The following is a 20,397-nucleotide window of genomic DNA, read 5'->3' on the forward strand; positions in this document are numbered from 1 at the left end:
CCACGTTTAAATACTTAGTGGCAAGAAAGAAGGGGTAGTATGGCAATTAGTGAAGAACAAGTTAAGCATGTAGCAAAGCTTGCAAAACTTTCATTTTCTGAAACAGAAGCAGCAGAATTTACCAATCAATTGGGTAAAATTATCGAAATGGTAGAACTTTTAGAAGAAGTTGATACAACCGGCGTTCCCTTTACTTCCAATGTAGTGGAAACCGTTAACGTTATGCGCCCTGACCGTGCAGAGGCTGGAATGAATCGGGCTGATTTAATGAAAAATGTACCAGAAAAAGAAGACGGCTTTATTAAAGTGCCGGCAATTATTGACAATGGGGAGGCTGGCGCTTAATGGAAAACTTTTACGATAAAAATTTAAGCGAATTACATGATTTACTTGTTGCAAAAGAAATCACAGCCACTGATTTAACAGCAGCAACAATTGCGCGCATTAAAGAAACAGAACCAAAAGTGGATGCTTTTATTACAGTTAGTGAAGAAAAAGCATTGGCACAAGCAAAAGCTTTAGATTTAAAAGGAATTGCTGAAGATAATATTTTAGCGGGTATTCCGATTGGGATTAAAGACAATATTGTAACCAAGGATATTTTAACTACAGCTGCTTCTAAAATTTTATCTAATTTTGAACCAATTTATGATGCAACAGTCATGGATAAAATTTATCAAGCTGATATGATTCCTGTTGGTAAATTAAACATGGATGAATTTGCCATGGGCGGTAGTAGTGAAACATCTTATTTTAAAAAGACCAAAAACGCTTGGGATGAAACAAAAGTTCCCGGTGGTTCATCGGGCGGTTCTGCCGCAGCAGTAGCCGCAGGAGAAGTGCTAGTTTCTTTAGGTAGTGATACGGGTGGCTCAATTCGACAACCTGCTGCTTTTAATGGAATTGTGGGGATGAAACCGACATATGGTCGCGTATCACGTTTCGGCTTAATCGCTTTTGCATCTTCTTTGGACCAAATTGGACCATTAACGAAAAACGTGAAAGATAACGCACTGACTTTAAATGCAATTAGTGGTTATGATGAAAAAGATGGCACGAGCTCGGGTATTTCAGTTCCTGATTTTACAGCTAACCTTGAAAAAGGCGTAAAAGGCTTAAAAATTGGTTTGCCAAAAGAATATCTTGGTGAAGGTGTGGAGCCTGGGGTTAAAGCGGCGATTGAAAAAGCTGCGGCAACTTTTGAAAAATTAGGCGCTACAGTTGAAGAAGTTAGTCTGCCCCATTCAAAATATGGTGTTGCGGTTTATTATATTATCGCTTCTTCTGAAGCAAGCTCAAACTTACAACGTTTTGATGGCATTCGCTATGGATACCGCGCTGAAAATGTGGAAAATCTAGAAGACGTTTACGTAAAATCTCGTAGCGAAGGTTTCGGTACAGAAGTCAAACGTCGAATTATGTTAGGAACTTTCTCGTTAAGCGCTGGCTATTATGATGCTTACTTCAAAAAGGCTGGACAAGTACGGACCTTAATTAAACAAGATTTTGACAAAGTCTTTAATGACTACGATTTAATTATTGGACCTGCTTCACCAACTGTAGCTTTTGGCTTAGGTGAGAAAATTAATGATCCGATCACGATGTATATGAGTGATATTTTAACAATTCCAGTCAATTTAGCCGGACTTCCTGGGATGTCTATCCCAGCAGGCTTTTCTGAAGGATTACCAGTGGGCTTACAAATTATCGGCAAACAATTTGATGAAGCTACAATGTATCAAGCAGCAGCAGCATTTGAAGGTGCTACTGACTTTCATTTACAAAAACCAGTGATTTTAGGGGGGAATAAATAATGAATTTTGAAACAGTTATTGGGTTAGAAGTTCACGTGGAACTAAAAACCAACTCTAAAATCTTTTCACCAGCGCCAGCTCACTTTGGGGCTGAACCAAATAGTAACACTAACGTAATTGACTGGGGCTATCCAGGGGTATTACCAGTCATGAATAAAGCAGCCGTCGAATTCGGGATGAAAGCAGCTTTAGCTTTGAACTGTGAAATCTCAAAAGAAACGCACTTTGACCGTAAAAACTATTTTTATCCAGATAATCCTAAAGCGTACCAAATTTCCCAATTTGACCAACCAATCGGACATGATGGCTGGATTGAAATTGAAGTAGAAGGCCAAAAGAAAAAAATTCGCATTGAGCGGGTTCATTTAGAAGAAGATGCTGGTAAAAATATGCACGGTATTGGTGGTTACTCTTATGTGGATTTAAATCGTCAAGGAACGCCGCTAATCGAAATCGTCTCAGAAGCAGATATGCGTTCTCCAGAAGAGGCGTATGCGTATTTAGAAGCGTTACGTTCAATTATCTTATTTACAGATGTCTCAGATGTAAAAATGGAAGAAGGCTCTATGCGCTGTGATGCCAATATCTCGATTCGTCCTTACGGGCAAGAGGAATTTGGTACCAAAACGGAATTAAAAAACTTAAACTCCATGAGCTTTGTTAAAAAAGGACTAGCTTTTGAAGAAAAACGTCAGGCTAAAGTTTTACTTTCAGGTGGCGAAATTCAACAAGAAACACGTCGCTTTGATGAAACAACTAACAAAACAATTTTAATGCGGGTCAAAGAAGGTTCAAGTGATTACCGTTACTTCCCAGAACCAGATATTCCTCGTTTTGTCATTGATGATGAATGGATCACAAAAGTAAAAGCAACATTACCTGAATTACCGGCTTCTCGTCGCTTACGTTATATGAATGATTTTGGTTTACCAGAATATGATGCTAAAGTCTTAACTTTAACAAAAGAAATGTCTGATTTCTTTGAAGCAACATTACAAAAAGGTGCAGATGCCAAACTTGCATCCAACTGGTTGATGGGTGAAGTCTCTGCTTATTTAAATAGTGAAAAGCTAGAATTAGAAGAAACAAAACTTACACCAGCAAACTTAGCAGGTATGATTGTCTTAATTCAAGATGGCACAATCAGCTCTAAAATCGCTAAAAAAGTCTTCCGAGAATTAATTCAAAACGGTGGCGATGCCAGTGAAGTTGTAAAAGCAAAAGGATTAGTACAGTTATCTGATCCTGCTCAATTATTGCCAATTATTAATGAAGTGTTAGATAGCAATGCGCAATCAATTGAAGACTTTAAAAATGGTAAAGATCGTGCAGTTGGCTTTCTAGTGGGACAAATTATGAAACAAACGAAAGGGAAAGCGAATCCGGCCGTGGTTAACCAATTGTTACAGACTGAATTGGCCAAACGCTAATAAGAGTATGAAAAAAGCACGCGTGATTTACAATCCAACATCAGGTAAAGAGGCAACAAAACGCAGCTTGGCCGATATCTTGCAGGTATTGGAACAAGCCGGTTTTGAAGCTAGTGCTTTTGCAACAACTCCTGAACCAAACTCAGCTAAAAATGAAGCTACCCGTGCTGCTAAAGCTGGTTTTGATTTAATTGTTGCAGCAGGTGGTGATGGTACTATTAACGAAGTTGTGAATGGTATCGCACCATTAAAAAAACGTCCTAAAATGGCAATTATTCCTGCAGGAACAACCAACGATTATGCTAGAGCCTTGAAAATTCCGCGAGATAATTTGAAATCTGCGGCAGAAGTTATTTTGAAAAAACAAACGATCAAAATGGATATTGGTCAGGCAAAAGAAAATTATTTTATTAATATTGCTGCTGGTGGGCATTTGACAGAATTGACGTATGAAGTGCCTTCAGAGTTAAAGAGTATTTTTGGTTACTTGGCATACTTAGCCAAAGGGGCAGAATTATTGCCACGGGTAAAACCAATTAAAATGCACTTGAAATATGACGAAGGCGAATACGAAGGCAATGCTTCCATGTTTTTCTTAGCTTTGACGAATTCAGTGGGCGGTTTTGAACAAATTGCACCAGATGCCAAATTAGATGATGGTAAGTTTTCTTTGATTATTGTCAAGACAGCTAATATTTTTGAAATTGTCCATCTGGTCGCTTTAATGCTAAATGGTGGGAAACATATCAATGATAAACGGATTATTTATACCAAAACGAGTCGTTTAGAAGTTGATACCGTTGGTGAGAAAAATCGTTTGATGATTAATCTAGATGGTGAATACGGCGGTGATGCCCCAATGACTTTTGTCAACCACCATCATCATATTGAAATGTATGCGAATCTAGATGCAATTCCAGACGATGCAATTGTCGGTTATGAAGAAGAAGAGGCTGACTATGAAGAGGTTAGTCGTGACTTTATTAAAGAAGTTGAAAAACTAACGGATGAAGATATTGATGGCGATGGTCAAATCGCTAGCTCAAATGATAAGAAATAATTATAAACTCCACATTCCTCTTAGCGGATGTGGAGTTTTTGGTTGTATAAGTCAAGTTTATGCCTTAGAATAAACAAGGATTGTTTTAAGCAAAGTCAGTCAGCAGCCGTTAAGGTTGTTTTTTGTTCTAAATTTAGGAGGAACTATGAAAAAAACAGATCAAGTATATCCAGTGGAGAAAAATAGTCGGTACGAAGTTGTGATTTCAGATTTAACTTATGAAGGAATGGGGGTCGCAAAGATTGATCATTACCCATTGTTTGTCGACAATGCACTTCCCGGTGAAAAAGTTATTTTAAAAGTAATTAAAGTCGGTAAAAAATTTGGTATTGGGCGTGTTGTTTCTTACTTAGAAAAAAGCCCAAAACGGGTTGAAGTTGCAAACGAAGATCTATTGCGTACCGGGATTGCACCATTAAGCCACTTAACATATGAAGAACAACTGCTTTTTAAACAAAAGCAAATTGAAAATGTTTTACAAAAAATTGCGAAAATGCCAGATATCCCTGTTTTACCCACAATCGGAATGGCAAAACCTATCGGCTACCGCAATAAAGCTCAAATTCCAGTACGGCGTAAAGATGGACAGCTACAAACTGGTTTTTATCGTAAGAACAGTCACGACTTGGTAGCGATTGAAGACTTTTATATTCAAGATCCCGCTATTGATGCTGCGATTATTAAAGTTCGCGATATTTTGGAACGCTTCAATGTAAAAGCGTATAATGAGCAACAACACGAAGGTTTACTGCGCCATATTGTTATTCGTCAAGGTCATTATTCTCGTCAAATGATGGTGGTATTGGTAACCTTGCGCAATAAATTCTTTAAAGGTGAAGAAATCGCCGCTCAAATTCATAAAGAAATTCCAGAAGTCGTTAGTGTTATGCAAAATGTTAACACTGAAAAAACGAATGTCATTTTAGGGGAACATGAAAAAGTTCTCTATGGTCAAGACTACATTGAAGATACATTGCTAGGAAAAACTTTCCGAATTTCAGCAAAATCTTTCTACCAAGTCAATACAGAACAAACAGAAGTATTGTATGAAACAGCCTTTGAAATGGCTGCCCTAAAACCAGATGATGTTGTCATTGACGCTTATGCGGGTATTGGTACAATTGGTTTGTCTGTAGCAGATCGCGTTAAACACGTGTACGGGATGGAATCTATTCCAGCTGCCGTTTCCGATGCAAAGAAAAACGCTAAATTAAATGAAATTGATAATGCGACTTATCTTGTTGGGGATGCAACAAAGGTGATGGGTCAGTGGTCAAAAGAAGAAATGCAGCCAGCTGTTATTTTCGTTGATCCACCACGAAAAGGATTAACAACAGACTTCATTAATGCTGCCTGTGATATGAATCCAGAAAAAGTTATTTATATTTCATGTAATCCAGGTACAATGGCGCGAGATTTAATCGATTTTGAGGCAAAAGGATACACATGTAAAAAAATCCAACCGGTTGATTTATTCCCACAAACAACCCATGTGGAGTGCGTAGGAATTTTGACTAAAGACTAAACCTGAGTGCAGTACCATAGATACATTGTAATTTAATGATTTTTAGAGTTAGAACTTTCGCGTTTTAACTCTTTTTTTGTTGTTTTATTAAGAAAATAATAGATTTCAAAATAGAAGTCAGAGTGTCTGAGATAAGTAATAAAAAAATTTTAGAGATTTTTTCCCCTCTAGTAAGTATTCAGGTGAACATAGAAAGTAAAGGAGCCAGTTTATCTAGTGTGTTAGTAAAATCAAGCAAAGAATATCGCAAATAAAATTTACAACAAATGCGAATAGTTAGAATACCTGTAAAAAAGCTATCAATGCTATAATATATTCAGCTTGGATTTAGTTACTTCAACTAGTGCTACGGGTGATTTTAAAACACTGGTAGCCATGTTAAAAAAGGGTAAAGGAAATATAATCAAGAAGACTGCACCAAATGGTAAAGAGAGATATCTGCCTTTAAAGTTCTGAATAAACTAGAAAAATATCTTTAGCTACTTTAGACTAGATTTTTGCGATGGCGCATTTTATTGCTTGAAAATTAGGGTTAAGATCCTGAAGGTGATTAGTCTGCTATAACGCGATACTTATAGCTTAGACAAGCGCTAGGAAGTTTTCCCAATAGACGATGGTATCATATTATTGCGCAGGGTTGTCGTCAAATAAACGAGATAAAAGGTTCCGCATTTTTCAAACAAAAATTACACGATTTAAAAAGGAGATTGACAGGTATGGAACAGTATCCACAAGCGCTGACTATTGCAGGTTCTGATAGTGATGGTTCAGCCGGAATGCAAGCAGATTTACATACTTTTTTTGCAAGAAAGGTCTATGGGGCATCCGTTATGACTGCTTGTGTCGCTGGAAATTCCTATGGGATTGAGGCCAGTGTAACATTACCGACAGAATTTATTGATAAAGAATTTGAATTACTAGCAGCAGATTACCAGATTCGCGCTAGCAAAACTGGCATGTTAGGAAATTCAGAACTAATTCGCACGATTGTTAAAAATTACCAGTTGTATGATTTTGGTCCTTTAGTTGTTGATCCGGTTATTATGACAAAACACGGCAATATGTTAATTGAAGAAGAAGCTTTGGCAACCTTAAAGGAAGAATTACTTCCTTTAGCTTTCGTTTTAACGCCAAATTTTTATGAAGCAGAGAAATTAACGGGCATAAAATTAAATACCGCAAAAAATTTTGAAACAGCAGCTCTTATTTTACAGAAGATGGGGGCTAAAAATGTGGTAATAAAAGGTGCCCATCAAGATGAAAAACAAACAGAAGTTGTGGACTACTTGTTATTAGCGACAGGAGAAAGTCATTGGTTAAAAGCCCCATACTTTAAAACAGAGCGAATAAATGGTACCGGAGATTCTTTGTCAGCTTGTATTGCAGCTGAGTTGGCCAAAGGAAACGATGTGTTGACAGCGGTAAAAATTGCTAAAGAATTTGTCAATAAGGCAATTGCAGCTGAACTTTTCATCGGGCATAAATTTGGCCCGATTAACCACTGGGCTGGTAGTGACTTTTTTTAAAAGGTAGTTTAGGATTATTTGATTATGAGGTAATCGGAAATTTTAACGTTTCTAGTATAAAAAAATGTCTCAGTATTGTAGCGAGCGCAAAAAGTTAGACCAAAAATCTAACTTTTTGCGCTCGCTATTTTTATACCTGACTATTCAGATGAACATTGTAGTTTCAAATAGCAAAAATAAATATAAACATTAAATGAATTGAAAAAATAATTAATTTTCAGTAAAACAATATAGAATAGTGTTACATTGTTGAAAAATAAAGGTATAAGTGCTAAATTAATAATTGTTAGTGATACAGTTTTTAAGGAGATGTAATACAGTGAGTAAAAAAGGTGCAGAAATTATTGTCAATAGTTTGGAAAATCATAATGTCCCATTTATTTTTGGCATTCCCGGTGCAAAAATTGATGGTGTTTTTGATACATTAGAAGATCATGGTCCGCAGTTGATTTTGGCGCGGCACGAGCAAAATGCTGCTTTTATGGCACAAGCAATTGGGCGTTTAACGGGAGAACCAGGTGTAGTAATCGCAACTAGCGGTCCTGGCGCAAGTAATCTAGCGACAGGATTAGTAACCGCAACAGCTGAAGGCGATCCTGTCTTAGCATTAGCTGGACAGGTCAAACGTTCTGATCTTTCCAAATTAACACATCAAAGTATGGATAATGCAGCATTATTTGCACCAATCACAAAATATAGTTCAGAAATTCAAGATCCAGAAAATCTTTCAGAAAGCATTGCCAATGCGTATCGGATAGCGAAAACAGCTAAAAAAGGAGCCAGCTTTTTATCAATTCCGCAAGATGTTACCGATGGTGTGGTGAACAGTGATGCAATCAAGCCTCTGTCAGCGCCTAAGTTGGGAGCTGCTTCTGATGAGGATATAGATGATCTAGTGAAACGAATTAATGAAGCCAAATTACCAACATTATTAGTTGGAATGCGTGCTTCTGGGCAAAAAGAAACAGCGGCAATTCGAATGTTAGTTAAAAAAACCGGAATGCCAGTAGTAGAAACTTTCCAAGGTGCGGGTATTATCTCACGAGAATTAGAAAATCACTTCTTTGGACGTGTTGGTTTATTTCGAAATCAACCTGGTGATATGTTATTAAAACGTAGTGATTTAGTAATAGCAATTGGCTATGATCCCATTGAATATGAAGCACGAAACTGGAATGCCGAAAAAGATGCACGCATTATCGTGATTGATGAAGTGCCGATGGAAATTGATCAATATATGCAACCAGAAGCAGAATTGATTGGCAGTATCGCTAAAACGATTGAAAAATTAAGTGGCAAGATTGTGGATTATCGCCTATCCTCAGATGCGAATAACTACCTGGTTACGCTACAAGATAAATTGAAAAATGGCGTGCAAAAAAGTGCGCCTCACACTGGACGTGTTCACCCATTAGAAGTGATTGATACCTTGCAAAAAAATGTTTCCGATGAAATGACAGTGACTGTAGATGTCGGAAGCCATTATATTTGGATGGCACGACATTTTCGCAGTTATGAACCACGCAAGCTTTTATTTAGTAATGGGATGCAGACACTAGGTGTTGCGTTACCGTGGGCAATTTCAGCGGCGTTAGTACGACCAAATACGCAAATTTTTTCAATTTCTGGTGATGGCGGCTTCCTATTTTCAGCCCAAGAACTTGAAACGGCAGTGCGCCTAAAACAAAAAATTATTCATTTGATTTGGAATGATGGCAGCTATAATATGGTGGAATTTCAAGAAGAAATGAAATACGATCGTTCTTCAGGGGTGCATTTTGGTTCAGTTGACTTTGTAAAATATGCCGAAGCATTTGGTGCAAAAGGATTACGGGCAACTTCAAAAGCGGAATTAGAGGCGGCAATTCAAACGGGCTTAGAAACAGAAGGTCCTGTAATCATTGACATTCCAATTGATTATTCTGATAACAAGGAATTAGGTAAAACAATTTTGCCCGATCAATTTTATTAAAAGATAACCAGCAGCTACAGTGGCCACTTAATAAAGTAAAAAAGGTTTATTTTCTTTGTTAAGTTTGAAATAAGAGGAGATTTGATATGTTAGTGAAAACTAAAAATTATATTTATCAACATGGAACTTTAGGCGGTTTGATGCAAGATTTAATGGAGGGAACAGAGAAAATTGGCACGTTGTCTAACTATGGTGATTTTGGGTTAGGGACATTGGAAGGTTCCAATGGAGAAGTCATTTTCTTAGACGGTGTAATCTATCATGCTGACCAGACAGGGGCCATTCATCAACTAAGCGGAGAAGAACTGACGCCTTATGCAGCGGTTACTCATTTTGAATCCGATCTTCAATTTCCAAGCTCTGCTATAACAGATGATGAATTAAAAGCAGAAATTTTAAATAAAATTAGCCATAATCTATTTGCGGCTATCAAAATTGCGGGAACATTTAAGCATATGCATGTACGGATAGCACCTAAACAAGTTAAACCCTATCCAAGATTTGTCGAAATTGCACGCAACCAACCCGAATTTTCAGCCGCTGAAATTTCTGGGACAATCGTGGGTTTTTTTACGCCCAAGCTATTTCATGGGGCGGCTGCAGCAGGTTTTCATTTACATTTTATTAGTGATGACCATAAATTCGGCGGTCATGTCTTGGATTTCAAGTTGACAAAAGGACAAGTAGACGTAATGGAATTAGCTGAATTTCGACAACATTTTCCGACAGAAAGTCCGGAATATTTAGCAAATGAAATAAAATTAGCCGATATAACAAAAGATATTGAAGAAGCTGAATAATGTAAAAAAGATACTTCAGCCTTAGCTGATTTTATAATGGAGTGGATCAATTAAAATATGTATTTTGCGGTTTGTTAAAGCTCCCTATTGCCTAAATAGCGTCTTACTAGGTGCTTTGAATTAACTTTTTTACAAATAGCAATTAAATCTAAGCATAACAAATAGCAGAGAAATTTGATGCCGATAGATTCTTTGAAGCTGGACTAAAAATCTAACGTTTGAAAGAACCTACGTCTTATTTCACTGCTATTTTTTTGAAATGAAGGATTTTGCAGGCAACAACGGACTAAAAGACGATAAAAAAATACACCTTAGGTCTGATTTTTATCATTTACAGTAGCGGTAGACTGAATAAGTGAAGAAAATGACTGTTATCTTATTGGTTATTTTTTTGAAGGCTCATAAGGAGGCGTAAAATGGAAGTAATTGAAACATTAAGTGTAGGGAAAACATATGGTTCAGGAAACACCGCATTCACGGCATTAAAAGAAATCAGTTTGAAAATTGAAAAAGGAGAATCGGTGGCGATTGTCGGGAAAAGTGGCTCCGGTAAATCGACATTGATGCATATTTTGGCCTTGTTAGATAAGCCAACAACAGGTCAAGTCAAAATAGTTGGTCAAGAAACAAATGGTATTAAAAAGAAAGAGTTGAATAAATTACGCAATCAAACCTTTGGCTTTGTTTTTCAACAATTCTTTTTGAATGCCAAAGACAGTGTTTTAGATAATGTTATTTTGCCGTTAAAAATTGCCGGTATTACAGGTAAAGAACGTAAGGAAAAAGCGATGGCGGCTTTAGCTGCAGTGGATTTAGCAGATAAAGCGCAAAACAAGGCCAATAATTTATCAGGTGGCCAAAAACAGCGCGTATGTATTGCCCGTGCTTTAGTCAACGATCCAGAAATTATTTTTGCTGATGAACCTACAGGAAATTTAGACTCTGCCACTGGTGAAAAAGTGGAAGAATTACTTTTTCGTTTAAATCGCCAAAAGGGTATCACCTTAATTGTCGTTACCCATGATCCTGATCTTGCTGCCCGGTGTGATCGGCAAATTCACATTAAAGACGGCTTTATTGTTAAGGAGGAACGTTCATGAATTTATGGGATACAATAACTTCTGCCAGTGCAAATTTATGGCGGAATAAAGGGCGAACCATTTTAACTATTTTAGCGATTTTTATCGGCGCATTTACTATTTCGATGACGTTGGGTATTAAAGCTGGGGTTAACGACTATGTCGATAAACAAGTAAAAAATGTTGGTCGTGATGATTTATTAATGATAAACAAAGCTGTTAGTGATGACCCAAACAAAGCCAGTGATGAACCAAAAGAATACACGGAAGAACAAGGCAATGCCGAGGACTCTTATTTATTGGACGAAAAAGACGTCACAAAAATTGCAAAAATTGCTGGCTTAACAGATGTAAAACCAGCCGAATCTTTTAGTCCAGATTATATTGTCGGAAAAAATAATAAAAAGTTTGTTTTATCTGCATCAAGTACAGATGGCATTGATGTTGACTTAAAAGCTGGTAAACAAGTGAGTCAAAAAGGCGATGCCTATGAAATTGCATTAGCTGCAAATTATGTCAAGAGTTTAGGTTTTGCTAATGCACAAGATGCGCTAGGGAAAAAAATTAGAATAGCGGCCTCGTCACAAGCGACAAAAGCGCAATCAGAAGTGGTGGCAACTGTTGTCGGCGTGCGCAATCCAAGTATTGTAAATAATGGTGATTCTGTCGTTAGTAAAGCTTTGGCTGAAAAATTAATTGCCATCAATAAGGCTGGCTTGCCTAAGGGGATGCAAAATCAATATTACGCTATTTTGGCAACTGTCAAAAATCCAACAGAAAATAATATTACAAAATTAAAAGAAAAATTGAGTAAACACGGGTATGGGGCGAGTACCTTTGCTGATCAGGTGGGGATGATTCATTCAACCGTCGATGCAATCACAGGTGTATTAACATTGTTTGGTGCTATTGCATTATTGGCAGCCAGTTTTGGGATCATTAACACGTTGTATATGTCAGTACAAGAACGCACGCGAGAAATTGGTTTAATGAAAGCAATGGGAATGGGGCGAGGAAAAGTTTTCTTAGCCTTTAGTATTGAAGCGATTTTAATTGGTTTTTGGGGATCAGCATTAGGTGTTGCTGTTGCAATGGGAGCTGCAAAAGTCGTAAATAAAGTAGCAACCGATTCTTTCTTACAAGGATTAGATGGCTTTAACCTATTGCAGTTTAATTTCTCATCGGTTGCCATGATTATGGTAATCATTATGTTAATTGCCTTTTTAGCAGGAACATTCCCTGCAAATCGCGCTGCTCGGTTGGACCCAATTGACGCATTGCGTTATGAATAAACTTCTAATCATATAAGAGTAGTAAGAATAAAGATAGTAACTAACCTAATTGAAACAATTCAATTTTAACGGTAGTGTTTAATAATGAAGGACTTTAGGTTGGTTTTACAAACAAAAACTTCAGGAAACCGTCTTGGTGACACTTCCTGAAGTTTTTTTGCTTATGGCTTAATGACTAATTTTTGATCAGCTAAATTGGTATCGTTAATGGCCGAATCAATGTATTTTTGTAAAAAGGGAGAATATTTGCCAAGTTCTTTATAAGCAAAAGACTGCTTTATTTGCTCTCTTCTCTTTGATGAATAGTCATCTTGTCCAGTAAAATAATTGTAATTTACTTCACCAACTAATTTAGCTGCAGGCGCTAAAATATTTTCATCCCGAACATTTTGATCTAAAAGCTGTTGATAAGCTAATCTTTGCCCATCTTTGAAGAAAAGTTCTTTTAAATATGCATTATGTTGACGGATATTTTTAGCCGTCATTTTGTTTTCTTTAGCCCAAGCGTCTACGTCAACTGTTTGTCTGTGATAGGAAATTTTTCCTGGGGTAAGCTTTAATTCACCATAAGCATGATCAGCAATCGCAAAGGAGCTGGTAACAACTTCAGTAATGTCAGTTTTTCCAGTAGGATCTTTCATAATATCTTGAGCATGAATATGACCGGAAAAAACTACAGGTACCTGATATTTTGCTAAAAGACTTTTAAGAGTTTGAGCGTTTGACAAGACATAACCTTTGTAAACAAGAGGGTTATGAATAAAAAGATTATGATGCATAAAGAGAATCGGAACTTTGTTTTTACTTTCAGCAATTTGCAATCTTTTTTCAAGCCAATTTAAAGTTTCATCTTTTACTTGGCCACCTGTATGGGGTTGCGCACGACTGGTTTGAATGGGGTATTCATTTGTATCTAAGAAAATAAAGTCATATTTTTTGTCGATTTTAATTGCATAACTTAATGACGCGCTATCTGTACTAGTCGCATGTTTATACCCATCGGGGAAAAATTCTTTAAAGTCAGTAGGTGAGATTTGAGCAATACGCTCTTTGGTATCGCCCTTGTATTTGCGAGCCCAACCATCAAAAATATCGTGGTTCCCAGGAATCGCAAGTATCTTTGTACCAGTCTTTTTTACAGGAGCTAAAATTTCAGCCATTTCTTTGGCCTTTGTTTTTCACCATTTAAGGTTAAGTCACCTGTCAAAATAATTGCCGCAGGCTTTACTTTTTTTGCTTTAGCCACAAAAGCTGTTAAAGATTCTTCTTGATAATCCAAATCTTTTCCGGCGGCAGTTCCTTTAATAAATTGAAATTCTTTGCCATCATCGTGAAGAGACGGGGCAATAAAATGAATATCCGTAGCAATCCAAAACGTATTATTTTTTAGTTTAAATTGATTTGCCTCAGTTGAGGTGTGACACCCAGTAAGGACAAATCCAAATAGAATTAGTAATATTGTTAGCATTTTTTTCATCTTCCACACTCCCGCAGGTTATCATAGCACAAAGGTTGTCATTATGTTAAAAATTAGACAATAAAATAAAGAGTAGGGATAATAAGACTTCACTAAAGCCCTCTTATCCCTGCTCTTTATTTATAAAGGTGTATTAAGTTAAAGTATTAATCAAATTGACGAAGATATTCTGAAAATTTTGCAAGTCCAGTCTTTAAATCATCAGTTTTACAAGCATAGCCAATTCGCACGCACTTTTCAAACTCAAAGCACTCACCGGGTGTGAATAAAATACCGTGATTGTCAATTAAATCCAAGCACAAATCATAACTTGTCATGTCAAAATCATAGTACAGTAAAGTGATCGTCCCTGCTTGTGGTTTCACGTAGTGGATATGGGGTTCGTTTTGTACCCATGTGTCTAAAATCTGCAAATTTTTACGTACTAAAGTTAAGTTACGGGCCATAATTTCTGTTTGATGGGTGAGTGCAATGGCTGCCAGTTCTTCATCTAGCAGGCCACAACTAATCGTATTATGATCGCGATGTATTAAACAGGTATCCATAGCAGCAGAATCTCTGGTTGCAATCCAACCCAGTCGCAAGCCGGCCAATGACCAAACTTTTGACATACTACTTGTGCTAATTCCTTTTTCGTATAAATCAACAATAGAAGGACTAACTTCATCAGTTTGTGTCAAGCCGCGGTATGTCTCATCACACAAAATGTAGGCGTCAACTTCTTTGGCAAGAGCAACGATGCCATTTAAAATATCTGCTGACATTAAAGCACCTGAAGGATTGTTGGGATTGTTAATGACGATAACTTTAGTTTTATCCGAAACTAATTTTTTCACTTCCGCTAAGTCCGGTAAAAAGTTATTTTCTTTTTTTAGTGCATACATTTTAACCGTGGCACCAAATGATTCCGGTATTGAGTATAATTGCTGATAGGTAGGGAGGATAGCCACAACTTCATCTTGGGGATTTACTAAAGAATATAAGACAAGATGATTTGCACCGATTGCACCATGGGTAGTAACAACTTGATTTGGCGTAATATTTTGATAGAGCTTCGTGATTCTCTGTTTAAAAGTTGGATTGCCAAAAATATGGCCATAGGTGAGACGTTTTTTTAAAAGATCATTTAAAGTTTTTTCTTTATCCAGTCCAGCTAATTCGAATAAATCATTGATACTAATTGAGTCGACACAGGTTTCACCAGTGTTGTAAATAGCTTTGTCTTCGTGTTCGTTCATCCACATTTCTACTTTAAAGGGTTTGATATTCATTTTTTTCCTCCTTAATTTAGGGCAGTTCCCGCGTGTTTGTAAAAAAACTATAAAAAGACAGTTTGGCCAATATTTTCTTTAGTAGCTATTTTTAGTGCTAAATTTGAAACAGCTAGATCTTGGAGTGCAATTCCTGTCGAATCAAAAATCGTAATGGCATCATCTGCAGTACGACCTGCAACTTTTCCTGTAATAAGGGCGCCAATTTCACCGCTAATGTCAGCTTTTTTTATAACTCCTTCTTTGATCGGACGTTCAGTTTCACCAACAGTTATTGCTTGTTGTAAATCATCAACGATGATGATAGCATCTTTAAAAATCTGCGGATCAATTTCTTCTTTACCGCTGATGTCAGCGCCAATACAACTAAAGTGTGTTCCTTTTTTTACCCATTTTGCCTTTATAATTGGCGTAGTGGCAGGGGTTACCGTTGCCACTAAATCTGATTTTTCTAATGTTTGCGCAAGATCTGTCACAGCGCTAACATTCGTATTTTTTAACGAAACTTTTTTGGTTGGATTTTTGGCTAACAAACTTTCTAAAGGTGTCGCCAAATTTGTTACAAACGCATTTGCTTTGTTTGCATCTAAGGGATCAAAAATAGAAATATCCGATATACTGTCAAAAACTGTCAAATATGCAGCAATCTGAAAAAAGGCTTGTTGGCCCGAACCAATAATTAGCAATGTTTTGGCCATTTTTTTAGCTAAATATTTTGCACCAATGGCTCCTGCGGCACCGGTGCGCATGCCCGTGATATATTCAGCATCCAACAAGCTGCAAGGTGCTCCTGTTTTACTATCAAATAAGAGGGTAGTACCAAATAAAGCCGGTAAGTTTTTGGCGGGATTATCTTTAAACCAAGAGACGACTTTTAAACCATAACGCTCAAGTTCGGGCATAACACCAGCTTTGATATCCATATCCGCAACACCAGCTTCAAATTCATGGAATATCATCGGAAGAACGAAGGCTTTGTTTAACTCTTTTTGTTTATAAGCCTCTTCAACTGCGGCGATAGTTTCTTCCATTGTTAAAATTTTTCGTAAATCATTTTCATTTAAAACTGTAACTTTATTCATGGAAACAACTCCTTTACTTCTTTCATTGTAAGCGATAAATGTAAGAGGTTTTTTTGTAATATTTCCAAAATTAAGATATATTTTTTGTAGAGCTAATAAAAATGCTTGCGTGTTTTTCATTTATGATGGAGGTGTAAAGATGGGTTTGACTGTCACGGGTCTATTGGACACTATTGATCCAAAGGGATTTGTTTTGTGTGCTGGTTTTAATGGGCTGAAGAATCCGATAATGGATGTGGGGATTTTAGATCACGAATTTGATTTAATGAAAAATAAGGAACAGCCGTATTTTGAACCTTGTTCCATTGTTGTATCCAGCCTATTGTTCATGAAAGACAATACAGAGCAACTGTTACCAACCATTCAACAATTATTACAAGATAAAGTGAGTTCTTTAGCCATTCAAAATGTTTACTTTAAGGATATTCCCCTAGCGGTCCTTAATTATTGCAACGAAAAAAATTTCCCCTTGTTTTTATTGACGGAAGAAGCGGATTACTTAGAAAATTTGATTTTTAAAATTAAAAACAGTATTCATCAAGCGGATTATTTAAATTATTTAGAACATAGTTTTCAACAGTTATTAAATGGTGATGAACACAATTTTGCGTCTTTATATCAACAGCTATCCCTTGTTTTAAAGCCTCAGAGTCGAGCATATTTGGTTGAAAAACAAGATCAAGCCGTCTTTTCTTTACGGGAGTATGACCAATTTAAACGTGATATTCCCCAAGCTGCATTTTTAACGCGGTGGAAAAATAAACTTTTTGTTCTAACAACCTTGGAGCTAACTTTTCCGCCTGGTTTTAAGTCCAATCTTATCGGCGGCTGTAGCAGCAACCAAGAACAAAACAAAGATTTAGCACAATTATTTGAAGAATCCTTGTTGGCTTTAGAAGCTAATAATCAATTTGGCAAAATTTTTCACTACGATGATTTAGGTATTTTAGCTTTGATTGGCAAAATGAAACTAAATACTGGGATTACAAAGCTTGTTGACAAATTAATGGCTGAACTACAAGCAGATTTTGGGATAGAGGTATTTCAAACTGTACTCATTTTTTTTGCCGCAAATGGTGATATTCAAAAAACAGCCGACACGCTATTTATTCATCCCAATACAGTCCGTTATCGCATCAAAACTGTCTGCAACAAGCTTGGATTTCAATCAGAGTTTGAATTGATTGCAAACTACGGTCTACTGTTTAAAATAAGAAAATAATTACTACGAGATAAAATGGGCGAGGAGGGATTAGTTTGACCAATAGAATGCAAATCAATCAAAAATATCAGCAACAAAATAGTTTGCTAATGGAAATTGCTGTTTTGGCAAAAGATACGCCAGATTTAATTGATCTTTCGATTGGTGATTTAGATGTAACCACGAATGAGTCAATCATCGCGGCAGCTTTTGCTGCTGCCAAAAATGGTGAAACAAAATATACAGCGCCAGATGGGACGAAGACATTTCTCGGTGCTGTTTGTCGCTATTACAAAAAACGTTATCACATGACAATTAGTGAAAATGAAGTACGGGCAACAGTGGGTGCGATGCATGGTATGTATTTAGCCTTAATGGCCTTAGTTGATAAAGGTGATGAGGTGATTATTCATGAACCTTACTTTACCCCTTATAAAGAGCAAGTCCTTGCTTGTCAAGGTATACCGGTATTTGTAGCAACCAATCCAGCAGAAAACTATCAATTAGATGTTGAAAAATTAGCAGAAAAGATCACCGATAAAACGAAAATTATTATTATTAACTCCCCTAATAATCCAACGGGAGCAGTTTTTACAAAAGAAACAATGCAAAAAATTGCTGATCTAGCAATTGCAAATAACTTGTATATTTTTTCAGATGAGGTTTATGAAGCTTATTGTTTTAATGAAAATTTCACCCCAATGATGAGTTACGCACCGCAAAATACTATAACCTTTAACAGTTTTTCTAAAACTTTTGCAATGACGGGGTGGCGAATTGGTTTTATGATTGCCCCAGAGCAGATTATTGATGCCTGCCGAAATGTCAGTGAATTCGTAACTTTTACAGCACCTTCCATTTCACAAGCAGCCGGTGTTTTTGCTTTAGATAATTGGGAAGAGCTCTTTAGCGAAGTTGCCAGTCTTGTTTACGATCGGTTGCGCTATATTGAAAAACGGGTCGCCAAAATTAATTTTCTTAGCATGGGGGAAGTTGCAGGAAGTTTGTATGCTTATTTAGATATCTCTAAAACTAATTTGGACTCTTTAACTTTTGTTAAAAAAGTATTAGCAGAATGTCATGTTTTATTGGTACCAGGGGTCGCTTTTGGTGAAACATCTGGCAAAGACCAGGTTCGAATTGCCGCAAATCAACCGGTATCTATTTTAAAATCAGCCTTTGACCGGATGGAAAAGTTAACCTTCTCATAAAAATGCAGTATTTGCTTTCAAGAGTTGCATCTTGTATAATCAAAAGTCGCAGGCTAAACAGCTTGATTTGAAGTTGGTAGCCTAACAAAGTCTGCGCCTGAAATTAATGATTGTTAAAGGCAAATTGAGGAGAAAATCATGAATACAAAAGAAAAAATGATGGAATTAATTAAGAAAAAACAAGGCGGCGGCCGTGTAAAAGAAATGCAAGCACCAAAAAATGATCGCAAAAATATGCGTAAAGGTCCAAAAATTTATAACAAATAAGAAAAAGTCGTACTCTCTGGTTAAGATGGTACGATTTTTTTTGCGATTAAAAATTTACGAGGGATTTTTCAAAATACAAGAAACAGTTTTGTCGCTTACTTTGTTACGTATTTTCTAAATGCCCTCCTGCTATTAGCAGGAGGGCAAATTAGAGACCTGTATTTTTTACGGTGGCAGCTAATTTTTATACCGTTATATTTAGGTGCTTTTATCCTCATGTTGGAATAGAAATTGCATTTTTACTCGTTATTTTGTATTTATCATCTATGGCTGGTTAAACTGCCATTACTAAGCTTGCGCATTACTACCAAATAAACCTATATGCATCCAGACATACTTCTTTTTAACCAAAACGAAGACCTTCATAGAACGACAAAAAATTCAAGTATTTAAAGAAGTATGACTATGTGGTTAATGAAAAATAGAAACTGCGAATTTTAAAGTAAAAGTAGGTAGCGGTTTTTTAACTTAAACCTTGGAATATAGTAATAAAGCAGATATTGCTATATAAAAACCTTTTACCGCAAATAATTAAAGTAAAACGGCCTTAAAATATTGGTATTACCCAATATTTTAAGGCCGTAAAAATTTAGAGTTATTTATTTTCCTAGCTGCTCGTTAAAGAAAGCTAATGTAAGATTCAGTGTTTTCTCCCAGTACCCCTCACCATGAATGGTGCCAGCAATCAGTTTAACACAACTTTCCACACCAACTGCGGCGAGTCCTTGTTGTAATTTTAAAACACCGCTGATCGGCACGAGTTCATGCAACGAATTAGCTAAAAATACAGGACCGCTGTTAGCTGTAATTCGTGTTAAGGGCGTAGCCGCTTTTAACAAATTTAAATCATTTCTAACGTAGTTTAAAATGAACCATTTATAGAATTGATCATTACTGCCATCTTGGTCGATTTCGCGACTTTCGTGTTCATCGAAGTGTTGTTCTTTATTCATAACTGCTTTCACTTCGGGGTGTTTTGTCACCCAATCATATAAATCAATAATCCCTGACCAAGAAGCAGCGGGAATTCCTTTTTGTAAGGCCAGTTCAACTGCCAAATTTCCACCGGCTGAAGCACCTAAAGCAAAAACTAGCTTATTTTTTAAGTCAGCATTGTTTTTAATCCAAGCATAGACATTGAAAATATCCGTTAAAGCGCTAGGATAAAGGTGAGCAGGTGCAAGGCGATAGTTTGGAGCAACTACAAAAAAGCCATTTTCCACAAACTTTTCAGCCAGAAAATTTTCTTTTTCCTTATCGCCACGAAACCAACCGCCCCCGTGGATCAAGAGTAAAACCGCTTTGGAATCACCAGTTGGAGCATAGGTATCCAACTTTAAATCATTCCCCATATCATAGACAATATCATTTACTACTTTCATTTTTATCG

At 36.7% G+C, this 20,397-nt stretch carries 18 protein-coding genes; 13 read left to right on the forward strand and 5 right to left on the reverse strand.

The annotated features are described in order from the left end of the window. Window positions 1-39: 39 nt before the first annotated feature. From gatC to P3T75_RS06560, 10 genes are all read left to right on the forward strand, one after another. Window positions 40-345, forward strand: coding sequence for an Asp-tRNA(Asn)/Glu-tRNA(Gln) amidotransferase subunit GatC (gene gatC, locus P3T75_RS06515; protein ID WP_206902757.1), 306 nt, complete (start codon window positions 40-42; stop codon window positions 343-345). Continuing rightward, a complete protein-coding gene (gene gatA / locus P3T75_RS06520; protein WP_206902758.1) occupies window positions 345-1,814 on the forward strand; it encodes an Asp-tRNA(Asn)/Glu-tRNA(Gln) amidotransferase subunit GatA in 1,470 nt (489 codons plus the stop codon). Before gatC ends, gatA begins: the two co-directional genes overlap by 1 nt. After that, on the forward strand, window positions 1,814-3,244 hold the full coding sequence (gene gatB / locus P3T75_RS06525) for an Asp-tRNA(Asn)/Glu-tRNA(Gln) amidotransferase subunit GatB (protein ID WP_206902759.1): 1,431 nt from the start codon (window positions 1,814-1,816) through the stop codon (window positions 3,242-3,244). Before gatA ends, gatB begins: the two co-directional genes overlap by 1 nt. A gap of 7 nt (window positions 3,245-3,251) precedes the next feature. Next, window positions 3,252-4,304, forward strand: a complete 1,053-nt coding sequence (locus P3T75_RS06530; protein ID WP_206902760.1) for a diacylglycerol kinase — start codon at window positions 3,252-3,254, stop codon at window positions 4,302-4,304. Window positions 4,305-4,449: 145 nt separating this feature from the next. Continuing rightward, entirely contained in the window at window positions 4,450-5,829 is a 1,380-nt protein-coding gene (gene rlmD, locus P3T75_RS06535; RefSeq protein ID WP_282462514.1) for a 23S rRNA (uracil(1939)-C(5))-methyltransferase RlmD, read from the forward strand. A gap of 716 nt (window positions 5,830-6,545) precedes the next feature. Further along, window positions 6,546-7,355: a bifunctional hydroxymethylpyrimidine kinase/phosphomethylpyrimidine kinase gene (gene thiD, locus P3T75_RS06540; RefSeq protein WP_282462515.1), complete on the forward strand. Its 810-nt coding sequence runs from the start codon at window positions 6,546-6,548 to the stop codon at window positions 7,353-7,355. A 319-nt stretch (window positions 7,356-7,674) separates the two neighbouring features. Further along, window positions 7,675-9,327 carry an acetolactate synthase AlsS gene (alsS, locus tag P3T75_RS06545; protein ID WP_282462516.1) on the forward strand — a complete coding sequence of 551 codons (1,653 nt, stop codon included), beginning with the start codon at window positions 7,675-7,677 and terminating at the stop codon, window positions 9,325-9,327. Between the two features lie 86 nt (window positions 9,328-9,413). Beyond that, a complete protein-coding gene (gene budA / locus P3T75_RS06550; RefSeq protein WP_282462517.1) occupies window positions 9,414-10,127 on the forward strand; it encodes an acetolactate decarboxylase in 714 nt (237 codons plus the stop codon). 416 nt (window positions 10,128-10,543) lie between these two features. Next, window positions 10,544-11,227 carry an ABC transporter ATP-binding protein gene (locus tag P3T75_RS06555; protein ID WP_206902765.1) on the forward strand — a complete coding sequence of 228 codons (684 nt, stop codon included), beginning with the start codon at window positions 10,544-10,546 and terminating at the stop codon, window positions 11,225-11,227. After that, window positions 11,224-12,498, forward strand: coding sequence for an ABC transporter permease (locus P3T75_RS06560; RefSeq protein ID WP_282462518.1), 1,275 nt, complete (start codon window positions 11,224-11,226; stop codon window positions 12,496-12,498). The genes P3T75_RS06555 and P3T75_RS06560 overlap by 4 nt, the downstream gene beginning before the upstream one ends. A gap of 161 nt (window positions 12,499-12,659) precedes the next feature. Here P3T75_RS06560 and P3T75_RS06565 read toward each other — a convergent pair whose 3' ends face one another. From P3T75_RS06565 to P3T75_RS06580, 4 genes are all read right to left on the reverse strand, one after another. Continuing rightward, window positions 12,660-13,658, reverse strand: coding sequence for a metallophosphoesterase (locus P3T75_RS06565; RefSeq protein WP_282462519.1), 999 nt, complete (start codon window positions 13,656-13,658; stop codon window positions 12,660-12,662). Next, a complete protein-coding gene (locus P3T75_RS06570; protein ID WP_282462520.1) occupies window positions 13,643-13,975 on the reverse strand; it encodes a hypothetical protein in 333 nt (110 codons plus the stop codon). Before P3T75_RS06570 ends, P3T75_RS06565 begins: the two co-directional genes overlap by 16 nt. A gap of 146 nt (window positions 13,976-14,121) precedes the next feature. Further along, window positions 14,122-15,246: an aminotransferase gene (locus P3T75_RS06575; RefSeq protein WP_282462521.1), complete on the reverse strand. Its 1,125-nt coding sequence runs from the start codon at window positions 15,244-15,246 to the stop codon at window positions 14,122-14,124. A 47-nt stretch (window positions 15,247-15,293) separates the two neighbouring features. Further along, window positions 15,294-16,328 carry an ornithine cyclodeaminase family protein gene (locus P3T75_RS06580; protein WP_282462522.1) on the reverse strand — a complete coding sequence of 345 codons (1,035 nt, stop codon included), beginning with the start codon at window positions 16,326-16,328 and terminating at the stop codon, window positions 15,294-15,296. 139 nt (window positions 16,329-16,467) lie between these two features. Here P3T75_RS06580 and P3T75_RS06585 point away from each other — a divergent pair, with 139 nt between their 5' ends. The 3 genes from P3T75_RS06585 to P3T75_RS06595 all read left to right on the forward strand — a co-directional run bounded on the left by P3T75_RS06585 (window position 16,468) and on the right by P3T75_RS06595 (window position 19,007). Next, window positions 16,468-17,550: a helix-turn-helix domain-containing protein gene (locus P3T75_RS06585; RefSeq protein WP_282462523.1), complete on the forward strand. Its 1,083-nt coding sequence runs from the start codon at window positions 16,468-16,470 to the stop codon at window positions 17,548-17,550. 47 nt (window positions 17,551-17,597) lie between these two features. Next, the gene (locus tag P3T75_RS06590) at window positions 17,598-18,740 is read left to right on the forward strand and encodes an aminotransferase class I/II-fold pyridoxal phosphate-dependent enzyme (RefSeq protein WP_282462576.1); all 1,143 of its coding nucleotides are present in this window, start codon (window positions 17,598-17,600) and stop codon (window positions 18,738-18,740) included. A 138-nt stretch (window positions 18,741-18,878) separates the two neighbouring features. Beyond that, window positions 18,879-19,007, forward strand: a complete 129-nt coding sequence (locus tag P3T75_RS06595) for a hypothetical protein (protein WP_277988635.1) — start codon at window positions 18,879-18,881, stop codon at window positions 19,005-19,007. Between the two features lie 599 nt (window positions 19,008-19,606). On the opposite strand, the gene P3T75_RS06600 is transcribed toward P3T75_RS06595, so the two are convergent. Then, window positions 19,607-20,389, reverse strand: coding sequence for an alpha/beta hydrolase (locus P3T75_RS06600; protein WP_282462524.1), 783 nt, complete (start codon window positions 20,387-20,389; stop codon window positions 19,607-19,609). Window positions 20,390-20,397 lie beyond the last annotated feature (8 nt).

This window comes from Enterococcus montenegrensis (assembly GCF_029983095.1).
GTDB lineage: Bacteria > Bacillota > Bacilli > Lactobacillales > Enterococcaceae > Enterococcus_C > Enterococcus_C montenegrensis.